The following is a 20,532-nucleotide window of genomic DNA, read 5'->3' as shown; positions in this document are numbered from 1 at the left end:
CTTTTTATAGATCGATTACACCTATATCTTTACAAAACGAGTGCCAAACCCCAATAATGACGTTTTGTCATAATGAATCGGTTCATAAAGATACTAAAACTGCCTTATCGTCCATTTTATGTGACAAAACAACACATAAAACTGGATATTGATCTATATCCGTCTCACTCGCACCATCCAAGAAGGAGAAATATGCAGGCATAAAAAAAGCGAAGACCATCAAATAGTCTCCGCTTATGTGACTCGCATAGGATTCAAACCTATAACCTTCTGATCCGTAGTCAGATGCTCTATTCAGTTGAGCTAGCGAGCCATTGTAAATTAGAATTCTCAATTTGAAGAAGTGACTCGCATAGGATTCAAACCTATAACCTTCTGATCCGTAGTCAGATGCTCTATTCAGTTGAGCTAGCGAGCCATTGTAAATTAGAACTCTCAAATTTGAAGAGTGACTCGCATAGGATTCAAACCTATAACCTTCTGATCCGTAGTCAGATGCTCTATTCAGTTGAGCTAGCGAGCCATTCTGTAAATTAGAACTCGCAAACTTGAAGAAGTGACTCGCATAGGATTCAAACCTATAACCTTCTGATCCGTAGTCAGATGCTCTATTCAGTTGAGCTAGCGAGCCATTTTTCTCGATTGCGAGTGCAAAGTTAGATATTATTTCTAAATAAACAAGCGTTTCCGGGAAGATTTTATGCATTATTTTCGTAGCCAGACTGCCACTCCCATATCGTCATGAGGCAATTTCATGTATTATAAACATTTATCATCAAGATTGCTTTTTACTCTAATTTCAAGAACATATCTTTCAGATTAACGACAACACAATGAAACGGATTTACCAGATCCATTCCTATTATTCCATCGTCTCCTGCGATCTGAATACCGGCCTCATCAATATTGACAGCAAGATTCCGCAATTCCATGTTTGTTCCTCCGACTGTCATCGTAAAGGCAGGCAAACACAGGATTTCACTTTTACGAATCACATTAAAACCGCCTCCGGTACGTATTTCTCTTTTACCAACAGCATCTAATTCTTCTTTATGCTTATTATAATAGGTATAGTACAAGCCTGCCGTCGTGCAACCTGTATCAAAATGTAGCCGAAGAGATTCTCCCTGTGATTCAGCTTTTAGTTTTAAGGCTTTATCAGAAAGCAATAAGTTCCGCCCAGAGGAAGGAAGTTTTTCCGGAACAATAGGAAACACTATCCGCCCTTCTTTTGGATAAATACGAAACTCATCAAACAGACGGATAAAATCCATTCCCAAAACAGCATCGACCGTCATGATACTATCCAGTTTGTTTGATGTAGCGACAGCAATCAGCGAATTCCGGAACGTCATATCACCAATCTGCATACTGTCCAATGTTCCCATCTTTCCCCTGGCTGCTCCTTCCAAACCCTGATTGATCATTAAAGAATCATTTACGATCCGAACACCGACTTGACGAGCAAACTGTTCAGACATATAACTTGTACCGGCCCCGGTATCAAAGATGAAGCGATAGTTGTTTCCATGAATGCTCACCGGTATCAAGATATGCGTTCCTCGTTCACCTTTAGGATCAACAGATACGGGTAATTTCACTTTTTCTATTGAAACCGGAACTGAAACGTCTGTGGCAGGTCTTTCTACTTCGGGAGCCGGAATATCGCGCAACTTATCATAGTAGTCATAAACAGCCTGCAACGCCGAATAAGCATCCGGATTTCCTCCTTGCGCTTTTACTTGTTCCATGATGCTTTTCGCCCGATCGGCAGCGACGGCATAATTACCTTTGTCTCCTTCTATCTGGCAAGTCAGAATAGCCAGACCGAGCGCATTCTCAGTCCCTATTTCTGCCTGATGATTTGTCAGTAATTGCTGAATGCCAGTCAACGCTTCTTCCGGACGATTGAAATAATTGCCAATCATCACTTCTGATAATAATTTCAGGAAATCAGCTTGCATAGCATCCTTCAAAGCTGGATAAGCACTTTCCAGACTAAACCAGTCTGATTGATTAATCAGGTTACCAATACGCTCATCGGCCTGCTGCGAATAAATAGGGAAAGACAAAGCAAGGGCCACAAACAACAAAAGCTTTTTCATCTCGATATCGTTTAATAAATAAGTCTGTGGCAAAAATAATCAGACGGATGCAAACCTTCAGTTATCTACTGTTACCTACTGTTAAACCAAAACACCCGAGAAGCCAGATCAAAACTCGTTAGAGTTGAAATGGATTCTCGGGTGTTTCGCCAACGATTCTCATCAGAATCGTTTCAGCTTATGGGATGCTTAACATTTAATGCTTAATTCATGCAGCACGTGGCGAATCTTTTCGTATGTCACAATCCGTGTCGGGACTAACGGAAGACGCAGGCGGTTCTCCACAAAGCCCATCATACTTAACATACTCTTCACACCGGCCGGATTACCATCGATGAAAAGCAGACTGAACAATTCCGTAAAGCGATGATGAATGGTACGGGCACTTTCATAATCTCCTGCCAGGGCCAGACGCACCATTCGGCTGAATTCACGCGGGAATGCGTTGCCGATGACCGAAATCACCCCGATAGCACCTAAGGTAATCAGCGGGAAAGTGATGCCGTCATCGCCCGAAATCACATTGAAATCTTTCGGTTTGTTCTTGATGATGTCGTCCATCTGTGTGATATTGCCCGAAGCTTCCTTCACGGCAATGATATTCTTGAATTCACGAGCCAGTCGCAAGGTCGTTTCTGCCGTCATGTTTACACCTGTTCTTCCCGGTACATTATATAATATAACAGGCAGATCTGTTGCCTGGGCAATTGATTTATAATGCTGATAGATTCCTTCCTGAGAAGGCTTATTATAATAAGGAACAACCGACAGGACAGCATCAATACCCTCAAAGTTGTCGTTCTTCAACTTGTCTACTACCGATTTTGTGCAATTGCCACCAACACCCAACACGATTGGAATACGATGACGAACTTTCGTTACAACCAGTTCTATGATCTTTTTCTTTTCCTCTTCAGTCAATGTCGGAGTTTCTGCAGTGGTACCTAAAACGACTAAATAGTCTGCTCCATTCTGCAACAAATAATCGACCAACCGACCTAAAGCCTCGTAGTCAACGCTCTCATCTTCCTTGAATGGGGTTATCAAAGCAACACCCATCCCTTTTAAATTTATATCCGCCATAAGTTTTAATTGACAAATCTCTATATTTCTTGCAAAAATAAGAAAATTCTATTATTTCGTACGAAATGTCTGCAAATAAAATACGATTTGTTGCCATACATACGAAATCTTTTCACGCGAGTTTAATGCCAGTGAAAAATCATAAAACTCACCGAAGGGTTTCTTCACCCCAGCTTTCATTCCGGCCGTATGCTGTGCCACCAAATATAATAATGGATAACAGACGTCGGTTGTCAGGTCAATCAGCAGATCGGCTTTAACGGATTTTACTTTTTCCACCAAAGCCTCCGGAGGGAAACCTTTGGCATCCAGTTCTTTTTTGGTACAGACAATCGTATCTGAAGTAAGCGCTGTTTCCGGCACCGGAACTTCAGAGAATAACAGATGTGTCCATTGATGTTTCCCCTTCACCTGAGCCAGACAAGCCTCTACTTCTTCTTTGTCCGGATACGTATATACCAGAAGTATATGTTCTGCCTCCGGCAAAGACAGACCTTTCGGCTGACGGGTTGCTGGCTGTGCCAAGATCGACAGAATTTTCTTCCGTATGAAATAATGCGACAGTATCATTCTTCTATCATTTTCAAGAACTCATCTTCATGAATGATACGAACACCTAATTTAGCCGCTTTCTCCAACTTCGCCGGTCCCATGTTCTCGCCTGCCAGGATATAACTGGTCTTGCCTGAAACAGAGCCGGTATTCTTGCCGCCGTGCTGTTCGATCATAGTCTTATATTCATCTCTCGAATGTTGTGAAAACGTACCGCTGATCACAAAAGTCAGGCCTTTCAGCCGATCGGAACGATTGGCCAATACAGCTTCTGAAACAGCCATCTGCAAGCCTTGTGCACGCAGACGCTCCACGATCTGACGATTCCGTTCGTCAGCAAAATAAGTCACCACACTCTGTGCTATGCGATCACCAATCTCGTCGACTGCCACCAGCTGTTCAAACGAAGCGTGCATCAGCTCGTCTATCGAATGGAACGACATGGCTAAGCGCTTTGCGACCGTCTCGCCCACATAACGGATACCCAAGGCATACAGCACCCGCTCAAAAGGAACAGACTTCGACTCTCTCAGACTGTTCAACAGATTCCGGGCGCTCTTTTCGGCCCAGCGTTCGAGCGACATCAGGTCGGTTATCTTCAGGTCATACAAATCGGCCACGTTCTTTACCCAACCGGCTTCATATAAATCTTCGACAGTCTCAGGACCCATGTTGATATTCATCGCCCGCCGTGTAACGAAGTGCTCAATCCGTCCCTTGATCTGAGGCGGACAACCGCTGTCGTTCGGACAATAATGAGCGGCCTCGCCTTCCGGACGGACCAACGGTGTTCCACATTCGGGGCAACGGGTGATAAAACGTACCTTATCGCCTATCATCATTGTCCGGGCTTCGGTATTCACACCGACTATCTTCGGAATGATCTCTCCTCCTTTTTCTACATAAACCTGATCGCCGATATGCAGATCCAGGCCTTCAATGATATCCGCATTATGCAGGGAAGCACGCTTAACGATCGTTCCGGCCAGCAACACCGGTTCCAGATTAGCTACCGGAGTAATCGCGCCCGTCCGCCCTACCTGGAAAGAAACCGAATTCAAACGGGTTTCAGCCCGTTCTGCCTGGAACTTATAGGCGATGGCCCAACGCGGACTCTTGGCCGTAAATCCCAGGTTTTTCTGCTGGCGAAGCGAATTGACCTTCAAGACAATGCCGTCTGTTGCCACCGGCAGATTCTTCCGTTCCGTATCCCAGTAATGAATGTAATCGAATATATCCTGCAGGTTATGGCAGATCTTCATCACATCCGGTATTTTCAACCCCCATCGCCGGGCAGCTTCCAAATTACCATAATGCGTATCGGCCGGCAGATGTTCGCCCAATACATAATATAAATAGGCATCCAACTTGCGGGCAGCCACAATGGCCGGATTCTGTTGTTTCAATGTGCCGGACGCCGCGTTCCGCGGATTGGCAAACAAAGGTTCCTCCTGTTCTTCCCGTTCTTTATTCAAACGGTCAAATTCAGCCCAGGGCAATAACACTTCTCCGCGGATTTCCACCTCTTCTGGATAATCATTTCCCCTTAAACGCAAGGGAACAGAACGGATGGTCTTCACATTCGCCGTTACATCATCTCCCTTTGTACCGTCACCGCGCGTCACGGCGCGGACCAGCCGTCCTTTTTCATACCACAGCGAAATCGACGTACCGTCATATTTCAGCTCAGCCACAATTTCAAAGGGTTCATTCAGCGACCGTGCCGTACGTTCGTAAAAGTCGCGCACATCTTCTTCCGAATAGGTATTACCCAGCGAAAGCATCGGATAGCGGTGCTGTACCTGTTCGAACTCTTTCGACAAGTCACTTCCCACCCGCTGTGTCGGAGAATCCGGATCATAATACTCAGGATGAGCAGCTTCCAGATCCTGAAGCTCTTTCATCTTTTTATCAAACTCCTGGTCGGAAATCGTTGGAGCCGACAAGACATAATAATTATAATTATGCTGCTCCAGCTCACTCCGCAAAGCTTCTATTTGTTCTTTCACTGACATCTTGAAATATCTTTTATCGTTTTATTTTGTACTGCTGAAATCAATAAACCAGTTTCACATTATCAATCCAGAAAGTATTTCCCGGCGAACCGATATAGGCTCCGCCGTGGCTGGATACAAACTGAAGAATCATGTGCGTCGGTGTCTCGTTCTTGTCGGCCCATCCTATTTCGTGGATAGGAACGCTTTCACCTTTGCTGTTGGTGGTATAACGCTCTTCCACCTGAATGCGCATATAGTCTTTGTAGGCCGGATCTTTGGTGATGTCTCCATACAAAATCGGATAAGTCGCGTTGTTTACCCATCCGTTACTCGATTTTGCATAACGCTGAACCATGGTCCCGACCCGCTTGCAGAAAACATTCCCGTCTTTATCTTCCCAGCGTTTCTGTAAAAACAGGACGACGGCAATCGAATCCTGACCCGGCACGGTTGTTTTCCGGCTGAATCCCGTACTGCGCACCCGATGATGCTCCGGCATAACCTTTACTTTATAGTCGAACCGAAGTGCCTTCGGACGTTTTGTGAAAGGAATACCGCTCAACAGCATGCTCTGCGGATTCTTTGTTCCTTTGATCGGTTCATGAATCTTACCCAGAAAAACGGAACCGGCAGCAACGACTTCAATATCCACGATACCGAATACCTTGACCTTTTCCATCCGCGTTTCCAGGCGGGCACACCAGCCTGTTCCCCGACGTTCCGGGAAAACAGATACATTTGTCTTGACAATGCCTGCCACCTTGGCCATCACATTGGAAGTACGCCAGGGCGAACCGCCGGCATTTGTATAGGCAATATTTCCTACCACTGTATCTTTGGCGGCAATCTCATAGAGCAATTTCGTCTCGCCTCCGATAATAGACGATTCTTCAATCTGGCGGACCAGCCATTGATCCATGTTACCATACAAGAATGACGTCTCCTTTTCATCCGAAACCGACTTTATTTCCTCTGCAGCCAGACGACCCTGACACATCCACAAGCAGAGCGCCATCCAGCAAATATATATATATTTTCTCATCACCATCAACATTTCTCTTACAAAGAATATCCCCATTTATCCAAAGCCATGCCCCAGTTTTCCTCAACGGTATGCACGGTAGCATCTTCGTACTTATATTGATTCTTCTTATATCCCTTCTTCTTCCCCAGATATTGGGCAATCTTGTCTTTTGACTCTTCAAACCCGGGCAGGTTTAACTGCCGGTAAATATCCTCAGTCATTCCATAAGCATCCTTTTCAAAGTCTTCAAACTTCAGTTCCACCAAATTGCCTTCCGGAATCAGATGTTTCTCGTCTTCAAACTTATAGAACAAACGCTTGTAGACTTCCACAAAATTACGGATCAGTTCTTCATCTGAAATCGGCTGCAACTTCAAGGGTTTGATTGTATTGATAAAAAAGCTGCGTGTACTCTCAAAGACTGTATATGGATTGCGCTTCAAATAAATAAACTTGGCATTCGGAAACATTTCCAGCAAGGTCTTTACCCGTCCGGTGTGAGGAGGATTCTTACTCAGGTATTGTGTTCCGCCGGTATTGTGCAAAGAGATTTTTACCAGCTTCAAAAATGCCTTCATGAAAATCTGGCGTTCTTCTTCTGTTATCGTATTAAACAAAAGATATTTATCACAATAATCCAGCATCTTCTGCGGGAAGAACCAGAAATTATAATACGTATAAGGCATCATATTGGAAAGGGCAAACTCTTCTTCCTGCGGCAGATCCACCTTCAGTTCCATATTGTCGGTCGGACGATGATCGGGCATCAGGAACGACATATTCTTCTTAAAGAAAGGCTGTCCCCACAGCATTAAGTTCGGAAATACCGTCTGATAAGTAGTCGTGTACCCAAAATGCTTATCGCAAGCAAAGACATTGTGTACAAATGTCGTACCACTCCGCCAATGGCCCAAGATAAAGAGCGGATCCATTTCAAGCGGCTGATTTTCCAGTTTAGCGTATCGGCGGTCTTCAAATGGTTTCAATAAACTCAATAACCGGCAAACAGCTTTCGTCAACCGGAACTTAGCTTTATACTCATCACCTATCCATTGCCCGTCAGTAATCTTCTTAAAGGTGTCCCAATCGGCACCTACCAATGTATTTATCGGCAACTTGTCAAACTGAAGTAATCCCATATTTAATCAAATCTAATAACCTTTTAGCTTTAGCACAGCCGTCGAAAAGCTTTTCCATATATGTCAAAAAGCTTTTTGACAACTGTGCTAAAGCTTTCCGACAACTGTCAAACAATTAAAAGGTCGTATTATTTATATCCTTTCACTTAATAATCCGCAGCTCAATGCCCCGGCTTTCGATTTCCTTACATACCTTTTCGACGGCTTCATAGTGTTCCGGAGTAATTCCCATCTCGGGTAAATTCAGGGTAATCATACTGCTTTCATTTTCGAGAGCTAGCTGATTATCATCTACCGGATTCAGGATCATGCCCACAGCCGACGTATTGTTGGTGATCGGGTCAATCAGGATAAAAGAACCGGTCGGCTTGTTCTGGGTGTAAGGATCGAAGAACAGCTCTTTGTTGGTAGAAATGACGACCTTGCCAATTTCATTCAGTTCGAGATGATCAACGGCCGACTGTTCCATTGTATTGACGTTTACTTTATACCGGATTGTATCGATACGAGCACGCGTGGTATTGGTCGTCTGTTTCAGGTAGAACTGCTTGCTTGTATCCATGGGTTCTTCGTCCATCCAGACAAGCATGGATTCGAAGCAGCGCTTTTCGAACGGAAGATCGTCGGGGTGAACCAGCATCTCGCCACGCGACACATCAATTTCATCTTCGAGTGTCAGGGTAACGCACATAGGCGGAAAAGCTTCTTCGAGCTCTCCATCGTAAGTTACGATGCTCTTCACCCGAGATTTCTTTCTGGAAGGCAAAGCCATGACTTCGTCGCCTTTACGGACTACGCCGCTTGCCACTTTCCCGCTAAAACCACGGAAGTCCAAGTTTGGACGCAAGACATACTGCACCGGGAAACGGAAATTCTCGTAATTCCGGTCCTTATCAATGGGCACTGTTTCCAAGAAATCCAACAGCGACGGGCCTTCGTACCACGGAGTACGGTCGCTCTTATCCACCACGTTATCGCCATCCAAGGCAGAAAGAGGAATGCAAGTTACATCCTCGATGCCCAATGGCTTGACAAAGGCCAGATAATCAGAAACAATCTTGTCGAATACCTTTTTGTCGAAATCAACCAAGTCCATCTTATTGACGGCCAGAACCACATGATGGATGCCCAATAAAGAGACCAAATAAGTATGACGGCGGGTTTGTGTAATCACACCCGTGCGGGCATCTACCAGGATAATCGCCAGATTGGCTGTCGAACCACCCGTAATCATATTTCGGGTGTACTGTTCGTGCCCCGGAGTATCGGCAATGATGAACTTGCGGTTATTGGTACTGAAGTAGCGATAAGCCACATCAATCGTAATACCCTGTTCACGTTCGGCCTTCAACCCGTCGAGCAGCAGCGCATAATCAATGTGTTCGCCGGCATTCCCAACACGCTTGCTGTCTCGTTCCAACGCATCCAGCTGGTCTTCATATATTTTCTTGCTGTCAAACAACAGACGGCCTATCAACGTCGATTTACCGTCATCCACTGATCCGGCAGTCAGAAAGCGCAATAAGTCTTTCTGCTCATCCCGATCGAGGAACTCTCGAATTGACAATTGACTATTGCCAATTGACAATTTCTTATCTTGTTCTATATCCATTATATATTCAGTTTACAAGTTTTTATAATTGCTATTAACAATCGAACAATTTCCTGACAATCCTTTACAATAGACTGATTATTCACCTACTGAAGTTCCGCATCTCAGCAATTGCTTGGACAAAACAAACTCCCTTCTTGCACACAGGAGCTTATACAGTCGGACAATTCGAACCGCAAAGGCAAACGACTTATCCATTATTAAATTCTCCTTTTTCATAGTCTGGTCTTGTAATTATCAATCTTCCATTGTCAATTGTCAATTTAAAAGTATCCTTCGCGTTTCTTCTGTTCCATGCTGGCATCCTGGTCGAAATCGATGACACGGGTTGTACGTTCACTCTTGGTAGTCGTCATCATTTCTTCCACGATCTTCTCAATCGTATCGGCATCGCTCTCGACAGCACCGGTCAAAGGCCAGCAACCTAAGGTACGGAAACGGACTTTACGCATCCGGATCTTGTCACGATACTGCTCCGGCAGACGGTCATCGTCGGCCATGATCAGATTTCCGTCAATCTCGACAATCGGACGTTCTTTGGCAAAGTATAACGGAACAATCGGAATATTCTCTAAGCGGATGTACTGCCAGATATCCAGCTCCGTCCAGTTCGACAACGGGAACACACGGATACTTTCGCCTTTATGCACACGGGTATTGTAAATATCCCACAATTCCGGACGCTGGTTCTTCGGGTCCCACTGGTGGAACTTATCACGGAAAGAGAAGATACGTTCCTTCGCACGGCTTTTCTCTTCATCGCGGCGGGCACCTCCAAAGGCCGCATCAAATTTATATTTATCCAACGCGTGCAGCAGTGCCTGCGTTTTCATCAAATCAGTATGTACTTTACTTCCGTGCGTAAACGGTCCAACGCCCGCCTTAAACGCTTCCATATTCGATTCAACGATCAGGTTCCAGCCATATTTCTTGGCATAATTATCACGAAACTCAATCATCTCCTTAAACTTCCATTTCGAATCGATATGCATCAACGGGAAAGGAACCTTTCCGGGAGCAAAGGCTTTTTCAGCCAGACGAACCATAACGGACGAGTCTTTACCAATTGAATAAAGCATAACAGGATTTTCAAACTCGGCAGCTACTTCACGAATGATATAAATCGACTCAGCTTCCAATTCCTGCAAATGACTTAATTTGTAATCAGACATAATAAATATCTTTATTTTCTTATTTTCGGTAATATTTTTTCCAATAACTGATGAACAGATTCTTCCAAGGTGAGAACCGAGGTATCCAATGACAAAGCCGGGTGTTCAGGCGCTTCAAACGGAGCAGAAATACCGGTAAAATTAGCGATCTCGCCTCGGCGGGCCTTTGCATAAAGTCCTTTCACATCACGCCGTTCACACTCTTCGATCGGTGTACTTACATAAACCTCCATAAAATCGTCTTCCCCAATAATTGAAGCCGCCATTTTACGGATATCGTTATTCGGACTGATAAATGCCGCCAGCGTAATAATTCCCGTATCTACAAATAGCCGTCCGACTTCTGCAATCCGACGGATGTTCTCTACCCGGTCGGCAGCCGAAAAGCCCAAATTATTATTGATTCCGCTCCGGATATTGTCACCATCCAGAATCCGGCATAGCAATCCACGCTTGTGTAATTCTCTTTCCAGCGCAATGGCGATTGTGCTTTTTCCTGATCCGCTCAGGCCGGTAAACCAGACCATCAGACCTTTCTGGTGGAGCAGCTCCTCTTTATCGGCACGGCTCATCATCCTATCAAAAATAGGATACACATGATTCGGATTATCGGTTTCCACACATCCTTTTTCTTTTATATCCATATTCACTTTACTGTTTTCATGTAGTTAAAATTTCCAGATCTGAGGGATCAGAAAGACCGAGATCAGGAATGTTATTATATTCAAAGGCAAACCTACCTTCACAAAATCGACAAACTTATATCCACCAACACCTTGCACAATCAGATTGGTCTGATACCCGATCGGCGTACTGAAACTGGCCGAAGCAGCCATACAGATCACGACAAAGAAAGGCTTCGGGTCAACGCCCAACTGCGAAGCAACCGAAAGAGCGATCGGAAAGCTCAAAGCCGCCGCAGCGTTGTTCGTGATCAGTTCTGTAAAGATATTGGTGATGATGAAGATGATGGCCAGCAAGGCATAAGGCCCCAAGTCGTCGGCCATACTGATTATATACTGGGCTATCAGCGTAGCAAATCCCGAATTTTCCATCGCTTTACTGATGCCAAAGGCACAGGCAATGGTTATCAGGATATCCCAAGAGATGTACTTCGTATATTTTTTCGGAGGGAATATCTTTGTCCATGCCATAATAATCGTGGTAATACAGACAAAGAAGAACATATCCAGCTTCATGTCCGGAAACATTTCTTTCACGGCAGGCAATTCGCCGACCGTCGCTCCTACAATCATGAAGATAAGCAAACCTAAGGCCAACCAGCGTTTCTTGGCAGAAACAGGAGTCTGACTGTCTTTTCCATTGGCCAGCATCAAGAACACACTTGACTCACCCCACGTAGGAATAAAAGAATCGTCGGCCCAAAGGATCAAAGTGTCTCCCACATTCAGACGGACCTTATCTAAATTATGTGTATAACGCCGTCCGCCACTGATCACTTCTTTCACAATGGCACCATAATGGCGTGTAAAATTAAATGCTCCTAGAGTCTTATTAATACCGGGGAAACGAGCACCTAAAACGGCTTCCACCCGATGCAAGCCCGTATGCTGTTCTTCATCATCATCCTGAATGGAATCCGAGCGATCTTCCGGCAATAAGAACTTTGAAAAGGCAAAAAGATAAAGAATACCTGCAATAGCTACGAATACGCCCACTTTACCCAGCTCAAACATCGTAAAGCCTTCGTAACCGGCTTCTAAAATCATGCCGTGCACAACCAAATTGGTAGAAGTACCGATCAATGTGCAGATACCACCTAATATAGTGACAAACGAAAGCGGTATGAGGAACTTGGTGGCCGGAAGCTTTACAGACTCTGCCCAGCGTTTGATAATTGGAGCAAAGATAACCACCACGGGTGTATTATTCAGAAAAGCCGAAATGAAAGCAATCGGAGGCAACATGCGCAACTGAGCTTTAAAGACAGTTGTATGATGCTGCGGCAGCAATTTCTTAATCAATTGTCCCAATGCCCCACTTTGTCGGATCCCTTCACTGACGAGGAAAAGCATTCCTACCGTTATCATTCCCTTATTGCTGAAACCTTCCAGCATTTCCTTCGGTGAAAGGATACCCGCACAAAGGAACAAGACGACAACCGTCAGCAAAATCATGCCCGGACGCATCTTGTCCATGACCAGTGCTGTAATCATTCCGACTAAAGCCAAGAATACAAATATTACTTCAAAACTCATCGATCTCCTTATACTATTCAGACAAAGTGCAAACTTACACAAAAAATCTGGAATAAAACCGTTGAGTTTCGATTAGGCCATCTTTTTTAAGAAAATAGCACAAGTAGGAATTTATTTGTTCACCGGCTTGACAATAAACCACGGATTCAGCAGATTTTCCTTATTATAAGTCAGCGGAGTCTTCTCATCAATGTGATAAACTTCACACCCCGAAGCCTTTGCTATCGCATGACCGGCGGCCGTATCCCATTCCATAGTAGGAGCAAAACGAGGATAAACGTCGGCAGAACCTTCAGCTACCAGACAAATCTTCAAGCTGCTGCCACTGCTTATCAGCGTCACTGGCTGGCCCTTTTTCCGTAAGTTATCAATATATCTCGTTGTTTCTTCCGACTGATGAGAACGGGAAGCAACGACTACGATACCTTGATGGAACATGGCGGAAGGCAGACGTGAAGCATTCTTTTTAAGCACATCCATCGATGGCTGGTTAGCACTGTCGATATCCATCAGCTTATAAGCGCCGACCGACTCACAAGCAAAATAAAGTTCTTTCCGGACAGGTACATAAATCACGCCCAACACAGGCACATTCTTATGTACAAGAGCTATATTAACCGTAAACTCTCCATTACGTTTGATAAACTCCTTGGTTCCATCCAGCGGATCAACCACCCACAAAGTCTCCCAAGTTTTGCGCTCTTCATAAGGGCATTGTTTCTCTTCTTCACTTAGAATGGGAAAAGGAGTAACAGAAAGGGCTGAAACAATAATTCGGTTGGATGCTTTATCAGCCAATGTCAAAGGAGAATTATCCTCTTTTCTTTCAATACCAAAATCAGAATTAGGATCTGTATAAATGTCCATAATTGATTTGCCGGCATCCAAAGCAGCACGAATAGCTATATATAAATATTTAACGAAGTCCATAGTATATGATAAATTAATGTATTCAACAAATATACTAAAAAATTATTTTTCCACTCGAATGTCATTTCATTTTTAACGCATAACAACAAAAAGACACTTTTTATAGTCATTTATCACCCAAATAAGCGACATTTCCATACATTGCACGATAGTCTATAACAAAAAAGGGACTACTTTTCAGTAGTCCCTTTGTATAATAAAAGCCGCACCGTAGATATGAATAAACTCCGCATGACAGGATTTGAGTGCCCTGCCACCTTTGTAATCCGCCGTGCTAAGCATACCCCGAAGGGCGCGGCCCGCCATTGGTGACAAAAGCTATGTCTCGGAATTATTATAATTTGATGAGTTTCCCAATCGAACAAGTGCGGCTTAACTCTTTAAGCTCGTTTGATTGTATTGCAAATATATGCTTTTATTTTGAGTAAACCAAATATATTGTAGAAAAAAATACACGAACATCGAAAACAAAATCGACGAGAAACGAAATCATTTCCCGTAAGTTTCATTTTCGATCCTCACGAGTTTCGAACGGTCATTTCAGAAGCCCCAAAAAGAAAAGGACCTGCCCCTATCAGGCAGATCCTTTCTTTATCCTAAGAAATTCAATTCTTACTTTACTTTGGCAACGATAGCCTTGAAAGCTTCAGGATGGTTAACAGCCAAATCGGCCAACACCTTACGATTGATTTCGATTCCTGCAGCGTGCAAAGCACCCATCAAACGAGAGTATGACATACCTTCCAGACGAGCGGCAGCATTGATACGCTGAATCCACAAAGCGCGGAAGTTACGTTTCTTGTTACGACGGTCACGGAATGCATACGTTAAACCTTTTTCCCATGTATTCTTCGCTACGGTCCAAACATTCTTACGAGCACCGTAATAACCACGGGTAAGTTTCAAAATCCGTTTTCTTTTTGCTCTTGAAGCAACATGATTTACTGATCTAGGCATAATTCTAATCTGTTTTGAATGTTAGCGTCATCTTTTACAATGATCTTTTTTGCTAATACACTCGGTTAATAAAAATCTAAAAAAACTCGCTTTAATAAATTACTTCATGCAAAGCAATTTCTTTACACCGTTTACATCAACACCGGCAACGATACCTGTATGAGTAAGGTTTCTCTTCTGCTTTTTAGTCTTCTTTGTCAGAATGTGACTTTTAAAAGCGTGTTTTCTCTTGATCTTTCCTGTTCCGGTAAGGGCAAACCTCTTTTTGGCACCGGAATTAGTCTTCATCTTAGGCATTTTCCAATCTGTTTTAATTAATTAAACTATACACATCCCCATCTGGGAAATGTTTCTATTTCATTCAATATTATTCATCTTTACTACCAGCTTCACCTGCAGCATTCTCAGCCGGAGCAGCCGGTTTCTTGGCAGCTTTTGAAGAACCAGCGCCTTTCTTAGGTGTCAGAACGATAATCATTCGCTTACCTTCCAAAAGCGGCATCTGCTCTACGCGGCCATAGTCTTCCAAATCATTGGCAAAACGGAGTAATAAAACTTCTCCCTGCTCCTTAAACAGAATGGAACGACCTTTAAAGAACACATAAGCCTTCACTTTTGCTCCTTCTTCCAAGAAGCCCTTCGCATGCTTCAACTTAAATGCATAATCGTGATCATCCGTCTGAGGTCCGAACCGGATTTCCTTCACAACGACTTTCACAGATTTTGCCTTCTGTTCTTTCTGACGTTTCTTCTGTTGGTAGAGGAACTTCTGATAGTCAATCACTCTACAAACGGGGGGCGCAGCATTGGGCGAAATCTCAACCAGGTCTAATCCTTGATCTTCGGCGATTTTAAGTGCCTGTGATGTGGGATAAACTCCCTGCTCTACATTATCACCGACTAAACGAACTTCACGAACACGAATCCGTTCATTAATTCTATACTGCTCTTTTGAATTGTCAATCTTCATTCAAAAATGTTTTATTCTCCTCGTTATTTTGTTAATTTAATCTTCACTTTTTACCAACGATTGATCATTTCCTCAACTTCGTTATTCAAAAGCGCTGCAAAGTTAGCAATTTTCATCGAACCTTTATCACCTTCGCCCTGTTTTCTTACAGAAACTTCACCATTTTCTGCTTCTTTTTCTCCAACAATCAGCATATAAGGGATACGTTTCATCTCGTTGTCACGAATTTTACGTCCGATCTTCTCATTTCGGTCGTCAACCAAAACACGAATATTGCTTTGCTTTAACTCACGTGCCACATTCCAAGCATATTCATTGAAGCGCTCACTGATTGGCAAAACCACTACCTGATCCGGAGTCAGCCACAAGGGGAATTTTCCAGCAGTATGTTCTATCAATACAGCCACAAAACGTTCCATAGAACCAAACGGTGCACGGTGAATCATAACCGGGCGATGCTTCTTGTTGTCTTCACCCGTATATTCCAGTTCAAAACGCTCCGGCAAATTATAATCTACCTGAATTGTTCCTAACTGCCAACGGCGACCGATGGCATCCTTCACCATAAAGTCAAGTTTCGGACCATAAAATGCAGCTTCACCATATTCTATCTTTGCAGGCAAACCTTTTTCTTCGCATGCCTCAATAATGGCACGTTCTGCTTTTTCCCAGTTTTCTTCGCTACCGATGTACTTTTCCCGATTAACTTTATCCCGCAATGAAATCTGTGCTTCGAAGTTCTGGAAATCCATAGACTTAAACACGATTGAAATAATATCCATTACACGGATAAATTCGTCTTTCACCTGATCCGGGCGACAGAAAATATGAGCATCATCCTGCGTAAAGCTACGTACACGGGTCAAACCGTGCAGCTCACCACTCTGTTCATAACGACATACCGTACCGAATTCAGCCAGACGCAAAGGCAGATCCTTATATGAACGCGGTGAGTTTTTATAGATCATACAGTGATGAGGGCAGTTCATCGGTTTCAGGAAATATTCTTCTCCTTCTTCAGGCGTATGAATCGGCTGGAAAGAATCTTTTCCGTACTTCGCATAGTGTCCGGAAGTAATATACAATAATTTATTACCGATAGGCGGACACATTACTTCCTGATAATCATAACGGGCCTGAATACGGCGCAAGAAATCCTGCAGACGCAAACGCAAGGCTGTTCCTCTCGGTAACCACATAGGCAAACCTTTACCTACTGTATCTGAGAACATAAACAGATCCAGCTCCTTACCTATTTTACGATGGTCACGTTTCTTGGCTTCTTCCAGCAAGGTCAAGTATTCATCCAGAAGTTTTTTCTTCGGGAACGTAATAGCATACAAACGAACCAGCTGCTTACGTGTTTCATCTCCACGCCAATAAGCTCCTGCAACACTTAATACCTTAACGGCCTTTATATAGGATGTGTTAGGAATATGCGGACCACGGCACAGATCGGTAAAAGCACCCTGTGTATAAGTGGTGATGGTTCCGTCTTCCAATTCATTGATTAATTCAACTTTATACTCTTCACCTCTGTCTCCAAACATTTTCAAGGCATCTGCTTTTGAAATGTCTTTACGGACAATGGCTTCTTTCTTCGCAACCAGTTCCATCATCTTGGCTTCAATAGTCGCGAAATCGCTGTCTTTAATAACAGCGTCACCCGGATCTACATCATAGTAAAATCCGTTTTCAATAGCCGGACCGATACCGAATTTAATGCCAGGGTACAACTCCTGCAAAGCTTCAGCCATCAGGTGGGCACTTGAATGCCAGAAAGCATGTTTACCTTCTTCATCATCCCACTTGAACAGTTTTACAGTTGCGTCCTGATTAATAGGACGTGTCAGGTCCCAGACTTCACCGTTTACACTTGCAGCCAATACTTCTTGTGCCAAACGAGAGCTAATGCTTTCGGCTATCTGCATGGCAGTTGTTCCTTCTGCATATTCTCTTACGGAATTATCCGGAAATGTAATCTTTATCATAATCTGTTCACTAATAAGTTTTTCTTTCAGCGCACAAAGTTAGTATCTTTTTTTAACTGATAAAAGATTTCAAAAAAAAGTTTGATCTTTATTCTTATCTTTGCAGAAAAAACAAAACGACATGGAAATAATCAACCTTGGAGCTACAAATTCTATTCTCAATCAATTCGTGGCAGAACTTCGGGATGTAACCATTCAGACAGACAGCCTGCGTTTTCGCAGAAACATCGAGAGAATCGGGGAAATTCTTTCATACGAAATCAGCAAACATATTGCTTATCAGAAAAAGACAATACAGACTCCTTTAGGAAATGCCGACATGATGGTTCCTAATTCACGAGTAGTAATCAGTACCATTCTGCGCGCAGGACTGCCTTTTCATCAAGGTTTTCTGAATTATTTTGATCATGCCGAGAATGCATTCGTATCAGCTTACCGCAAATACAAAGACCGTTTAAACTTTGACATTCACATCGAGTACATTGCTTCTCCGCGGTTAAAAGACAAAATTTTAATCATAACGGATCCGATGTTGGCGACGGGAAGCTCGATGGAACTTGCTTTTCAAGCCCTTCTTACAAAAGGTGAACCCGAACATATACATGTAGCTTCAATCATTGCCAGCAAACAGGCAATCAACTATATCAAAGAATGTATGCCGGCCGACAAAACGACGGTATGGGTAGCCGCCATCGACGACCAATTAGACGAACATTCATACATTGTTCCGGGACTTGGTGATGCAGGAGATTTAGCCTTTGGCATCAAGGAATAACCCAACCAGAACAAGCAGAAAAATCTGATTACAAAATTATTTTCTGCTTTTCCGATATTCATCTTTAATTTTAAATTAACTTTGTCGTAAATAACATTCAATTTTAAATTAAATACAACATGAAACCTACATTATTTGTATTAGCTGCCGGAATGGGAAGCCGTTACGGAGGTTTGAAGCAATTGGACGGACTGGGTCCTAATGGTGAAACAATCATGGACTATTCTATCTTTGATGCGATCCGTGGCGGTTTCGGCAAACTGGTATTTGTCATCCGCAAATCATTTGAACAGGATTTCCGCGAGAAAATCGTTGCAAAATATGAAAATCATATTCCTGTAGAAGTAGTGTTCCAGGATTTAAACGATCTGCCTGCCGGTTTTACTTGTCCGGAAGGAAGACAGAAACCTTGGGGAACCAATCATGCTCTTCTGATGGGTAAGGATGTCATCAAGGAACCGTTCGCAGTAATTAATGCTGACGACTTTTATGGTCGTGACAGTTTTGCTGTTTTGGGCAAATGGCTGTCTAATATGGAAGGCAAACAAAACCAGTACTGCATGGTTGGCTACCGCGTAGGAAACACATTAAGCGAAAGCGGATCTGTTGCCCGTGGTGTTTGCGAAACAAATGCTGAAGGCTATCTGACAGGCGTCGTTGAACGTACAGCCATCGAACGCATCGACGGAGAAATCCAGTTTAAAGACGAGAACGGAAAAAAGGTTGTACTGGAAGAAAACACGCCTGTATCCATGAATATGTGGGGCTTCACGCCTGACTATTTCAAATACTCAGAAGATTACTTTGTTGAATTCCTGAAAGCCAACATCAGTAACTTAAAATGTGAATATTTCATTCCGCTTATGGTCAATGAACTGATCACAACAGGCAAAGCTACTGTCAAAGTATTGGATACAACATCTAAATGGTTTGGTGTAACTTATGCTGCCGACCGTCAAGGTGTTGTCGACAAGATCAAAGCGTTGGTTGATGCCGGTGAATATCCGGAAAAACTCTTCTAATTGAAGAATACTCCATTAAATCAAATACTTATCGCCTGCCATTTTTGTATATACGCAAAATGGCAGGCGATTTTCTTTTTTTATTCCTGATATTTCCCTAAATACCTCACAGAAATCAATCTCCTATTGCGATACCAATTTTTATCTTTATCTTTGTAGGATACAAGATATATACATATATATGATATTCTATTTCTCAGCAACAGGTAATTCTTATTGGACAGCTCAGCTATTAAGCGAACACTTTGGATTGCCCTTAATCTCTGTTACGGAAGCAATTAAGCAAGCGTCTTTTCATTTCGACGTATCCAGTGCTTCCCTGATCTTGTTTGTCTTTCCCGTTCATTCGTGGGGACCGGCATTACCCATGCTTTCCTTTGTTCAACAGATGGAACTCTCGGGTTATAAAGGTCAGCCTGTTTATGCCATTTGTACATGCGGTGATGATTGCGGGCAGACCAATGAAGTCTTCAAAAAAGAACTGCAAAAGAAAAGACTGTCGCTTCGCAATACCTTTTCTGTAACGATGCCCAACTGTTACATTCTTCTGCCCGGCTTCGACGTTGATTCCCCTGAGGTGGAAAGAGCCAAACTGGAAAAAGCTCCTTTACGAATCCAGGAAATCATAAAAGCGATTGAATCAGGAGAAACCGGCCATTCACTCTATCATCCTGGAGGAGCGGCCTGGCTAAAGACGAAATGGATTTATTCCGCCTTCCGGAAATACATAACAGGCAAAACCCGATTCCGAGTAACCGATTTATGTATTTCATGCGGACTTTGTGTCAAGGTTTGCCCGGAAAACAATATCCGGCTGAATGATCAAAAGCGGCCCGAATGGGGCAACCGATGTGTACAATGCCTGGCATGCATTCATCGTTGTCCGGAACAGGCCATTGAATATGGGAAGATAACCGAGCACAAAGGCCGATATAAGAACCCCAACGTCTATTCAACACAAAAATAAATTATAAGAAAAACAAC

19 protein-coding genes and 4 tRNA genes are annotated in these 20,532 nt (G+C 43.4%); 3 read left to right on the top strand and 20 right to left on the bottom strand.

Going from position 1 to position 20,532, the window contains the following annotated elements:
• Positions 1 to 239: 239 nt before the first annotated feature.
• The 20 genes from NEE14_RS01770 to thrS all read right to left on the bottom strand — a co-directional run bounded on the left by NEE14_RS01770 (position 240) and on the right by thrS (position 17,751).
• Positions 240 to 313, bottom strand: a tRNA-Arg gene (locus NEE14_RS01770).
• 31 nt (positions 314 to 344) lie between these two features.
• Positions 345 to 418: transfer RNA gene (locus NEE14_RS01765), tRNA-Arg, on the bottom strand.
• A gap of 31 nt (positions 419 to 449) precedes the next feature.
• A tRNA-Arg gene (locus NEE14_RS01760) sits at positions 450 to 523 on the bottom strand.
• A 34-nt stretch (positions 524 to 557) separates the two neighbouring features.
• Positions 558 to 631, bottom strand: a tRNA-Arg gene (locus NEE14_RS01755).
• A gap of 157 nt (positions 632 to 788) precedes the next feature.
• On the bottom strand, positions 789 to 2,105 hold the full coding sequence (locus NEE14_RS01750) for a retropepsin-like aspartic protease (protein WP_251967713.1): 1,317 nt from the start codon (positions 2,103 to 2,105) through the stop codon (positions 789 to 791).
• Positions 2,106 to 2,294: 189 nt separating this feature from the next.
• Positions 2,295 to 3,188, bottom strand: coding sequence for a 4-hydroxy-tetrahydrodipicolinate synthase (dapA, locus tag NEE14_RS01745; RefSeq protein ID WP_251967712.1), 894 nt, complete (start codon positions 3,186 to 3,188; stop codon positions 2,295 to 2,297).
• Positions 3,189 to 3,239: 51 nt separating this feature from the next.
• Positions 3,240 to 3,758, bottom strand: a complete 519-nt coding sequence (locus tag NEE14_RS01740) for a DUF6913 domain-containing protein (protein ID WP_251967711.1) — start codon at positions 3,756 to 3,758, stop codon at positions 3,240 to 3,242.
• Positions 3,755 to 5,755, bottom strand: coding sequence for an NAD-dependent DNA ligase LigA (ligA, locus tag NEE14_RS01735; protein ID WP_251967710.1), 2,001 nt, complete (start codon positions 5,753 to 5,755; stop codon positions 3,755 to 3,757). Before ligA ends, NEE14_RS01740 begins: the two co-directional genes overlap by 4 nt.
• Positions 5,756 to 5,795: 40 nt before the next feature.
• Entirely contained in the window at positions 5,796 to 6,779 is a 984-nt protein-coding gene (locus tag NEE14_RS01730; protein ID WP_422394666.1) for a PCMD domain-containing protein, read from the bottom strand.
• Positions 6,780 to 6,796: 17 nt separating this feature from the next.
• A complete protein-coding gene (locus NEE14_RS01725; protein WP_251967709.1) occupies positions 6,797 to 7,900 on the bottom strand; it encodes a sulfotransferase family protein in 1,104 nt (367 codons plus the stop codon).
• A gap of 142 nt (positions 7,901 to 8,042) precedes the next feature.
• Entirely contained in the window at positions 8,043 to 9,512 is a 1,470-nt protein-coding gene (cysN, locus tag NEE14_RS01720) for a sulfate adenylyltransferase subunit CysN (RefSeq protein WP_251967708.1), read from the bottom strand.
• Positions 9,513 to 9,590: 78 nt separating this feature from the next.
• On the bottom strand, positions 9,591 to 9,710 hold the full coding sequence (locus NEE14_RS01715; RefSeq protein ID WP_317259016.1) for a four helix bundle protein: 120 nt from the start codon (positions 9,708 to 9,710) through the stop codon (positions 9,591 to 9,593).
• A 65-nt stretch (positions 9,711 to 9,775) separates the two neighbouring features.
• The gene (cysD, locus tag NEE14_RS01710) at positions 9,776 to 10,687 is read right to left on the bottom strand and encodes a sulfate adenylyltransferase subunit CysD (RefSeq protein WP_251967727.1); all 912 of its coding nucleotides are present in this window, start codon (positions 10,685 to 10,687) and stop codon (positions 9,776 to 9,778) included.
• An 8-nt stretch (positions 10,688 to 10,695) separates the two neighbouring features.
• Positions 10,696 to 11,328: an adenylyl-sulfate kinase gene (gene cysC, locus NEE14_RS01705; RefSeq protein WP_251967707.1), complete on the bottom strand. Its 633-nt coding sequence runs from the start codon at positions 11,326 to 11,328 to the stop codon at positions 10,696 to 10,698.
• A 24-nt stretch (positions 11,329 to 11,352) separates the two neighbouring features.
• Entirely contained in the window at positions 11,353 to 12,903 is a 1,551-nt protein-coding gene (locus tag NEE14_RS01700; protein WP_251967706.1) for an SLC13 family permease, read from the bottom strand.
• A 111-nt stretch (positions 12,904 to 13,014) separates the two neighbouring features.
• Positions 13,015 to 13,833 (bottom strand): 3'(2'),5'-bisphosphate nucleotidase CysQ, encoded by an 819-nt coding sequence (cysQ, locus tag NEE14_RS01695; RefSeq protein ID WP_251967705.1) that lies wholly within the window; start codon positions 13,831 to 13,833, stop codon positions 13,015 to 13,017.
• A gap of 612 nt (positions 13,834 to 14,445) precedes the next feature.
• The gene (rplT, locus tag NEE14_RS01690; protein ID WP_022455800.1) at positions 14,446 to 14,790 is read right to left on the bottom strand and encodes a 50S ribosomal protein L20; all 345 of its coding nucleotides are present in this window, start codon (positions 14,788 to 14,790) and stop codon (positions 14,446 to 14,448) included.
• Positions 14,791 to 14,889: 99 nt separating this feature from the next.
• Positions 14,890 to 15,087, bottom strand: a complete 198-nt coding sequence (rpmI, locus tag NEE14_RS01685; protein WP_022455799.1) for a 50S ribosomal protein L35 — start codon at positions 15,085 to 15,087, stop codon at positions 14,890 to 14,892.
• Between the two features lie 70 nt (positions 15,088 to 15,157).
• On the bottom strand, positions 15,158 to 15,760 hold the full coding sequence (infC, locus tag NEE14_RS01680; protein WP_251967704.1) for a translation initiation factor IF-3: 603 nt from the start codon (positions 15,758 to 15,760) through the stop codon (positions 15,158 to 15,160).
• A gap of 50 nt (positions 15,761 to 15,810) precedes the next feature.
• Positions 15,811 to 17,751 (bottom strand): threonine--tRNA ligase, encoded by a 1,941-nt coding sequence (gene thrS, locus NEE14_RS01675; protein WP_251967703.1) that lies wholly within the window; start codon positions 17,749 to 17,751, stop codon positions 15,811 to 15,813.
• Between the two features lie 121 nt (positions 17,752 to 17,872).
• Between thrS and upp the strand changes: the two genes are divergently transcribed.
• From upp to NEE14_RS01660, 3 genes are all read left to right on the top strand, one after another.
• Positions 17,873 to 18,526, top strand: coding sequence for a uracil phosphoribosyltransferase (gene upp / locus NEE14_RS01670; RefSeq protein WP_251967702.1), 654 nt, complete (start codon positions 17,873 to 17,875; stop codon positions 18,524 to 18,526).
• Positions 18,527 to 18,645: 119 nt separating this feature from the next.
• Positions 18,646 to 19,548, top strand: coding sequence for a nucleotidyltransferase (locus tag NEE14_RS01665; RefSeq protein WP_251967701.1), 903 nt, complete (start codon positions 18,646 to 18,648; stop codon positions 19,546 to 19,548).
• A gap of 181 nt (positions 19,549 to 19,729) precedes the next feature.
• Positions 19,730 to 20,515: an EFR1 family ferrodoxin gene (locus NEE14_RS01660; RefSeq protein WP_251967700.1), complete on the top strand. Its 786-nt coding sequence runs from the start codon at positions 19,730 to 19,732 to the stop codon at positions 20,513 to 20,515.
• Positions 20,516 to 20,532 lie beyond the last annotated feature (17 nt).

This window comes from Parabacteroides sp. AD58 (genome assembly GCF_023744375.2).
Classification (GTDB): Bacteria; Bacteroidota; Bacteroidia; order Bacteroidales; family Tannerellaceae; genus Parabacteroides; species Parabacteroides absconsus.
This window is presented reverse-complemented; position numbering and strand designations above follow the sequence as displayed.

Coding starts and splice junctions, on each gene's coding strand:
- NEE14_RS01665 (WP_251967701.1), top strand. CDS start 18,646: ATGAAACCTACATTATTTGTATTAGCTGCCGGAATGGGAAGCCGTTAC.
- NEE14_RS01750 (WP_251967713.1), bottom strand. CDS start 2,105: ATGAAAAAGCTTTTGTTGTTTGTGGCCCTTGCTTTGTCTTTCCCTATT.
- NEE14_RS01740 (WP_251967711.1), bottom strand. CDS start 3,758: ATGATACTGTCGCATTATTTCATACGGAAGAAAATTCTGTCGATCTTG.
- cysQ (WP_251967705.1), bottom strand. CDS start 13,833: ATGGACTTCGTTAAATATTTATATATAGCTATTCGTGCTGCTTTGGAT.
- rplT (WP_022455800.1), bottom strand. CDS start 14,790: ATGCCTAGATCAGTAAATCATGTTGCTTCAAGAGCAAAAAGAAAACGG.
- NEE14_RS01725 (WP_251967709.1), bottom strand. CDS start 7,900: ATGGGATTACTTCAGTTTGACAAGTTGCCGATAAATACATTGGTAGGT.
- rpmI (WP_022455799.1), bottom strand. CDS start 15,087: ATGCCTAAGATGAAGACTAATTCCGGTGCCAAAAAGAGGTTTGCCCTT.
- upp (WP_251967702.1), top strand. CDS start 17,873: ATGGAAATAATCAACCTTGGAGCTACAAATTCTATTCTCAATCAATTC.
- cysC (WP_251967707.1), bottom strand. CDS start 11,328: ATGGATATAAAAGAAAAAGGATGTGTGGAAACCGATAATCCGAATCAT.
- NEE14_RS01700 (WP_251967706.1), bottom strand. CDS start 12,903: ATGAGTTTTGAAGTAATATTTGTATTCTTGGCTTTAGTCGGAATGATT.
- NEE14_RS01730 (WP_422394666.1), bottom strand. CDS start 6,779: ATGAGAAAATATATATATATTTGCTGGATGGCGCTCTGCTTGTGGATG.
- NEE14_RS01660 (WP_251967700.1), top strand. CDS start 19,730: ATGATATTCTATTTCTCAGCAACAGGTAATTCTTATTGGACAGCTCAG.
- cysN (WP_251967708.1), bottom strand. CDS start 9,512: ATGGATATAGAACAAGATAAGAAATTGTCAATTGGCAATAGTCAATTG.
- thrS (WP_251967703.1), bottom strand. CDS start 17,751: ATGATAAAGATTACATTTCCGGATAATTCCGTAAGAGAATATGCAGAA.
- ligA (WP_251967710.1), bottom strand. CDS start 5,755: ATGTCAGTGAAAGAACAAATAGAAGCTTTGCGGAGTGAGCTGGAGCAG.
- NEE14_RS01715 (WP_317259016.1), bottom strand. CDS start 9,710: ATGGATAAGTCGTTTGCCTTTGCGGTTCGAATTGTCCGACTGTATAAG.
- infC (WP_251967704.1), bottom strand. CDS start 15,760: ATGAAGATTGACAATTCAAAAGAGCAGTATAGAATTAATGAACGGATT.
- dapA (WP_251967712.1), bottom strand. CDS start 3,188: ATGGCGGATATAAATTTAAAAGGGATGGGTGTTGCTTTGATAACCCCA.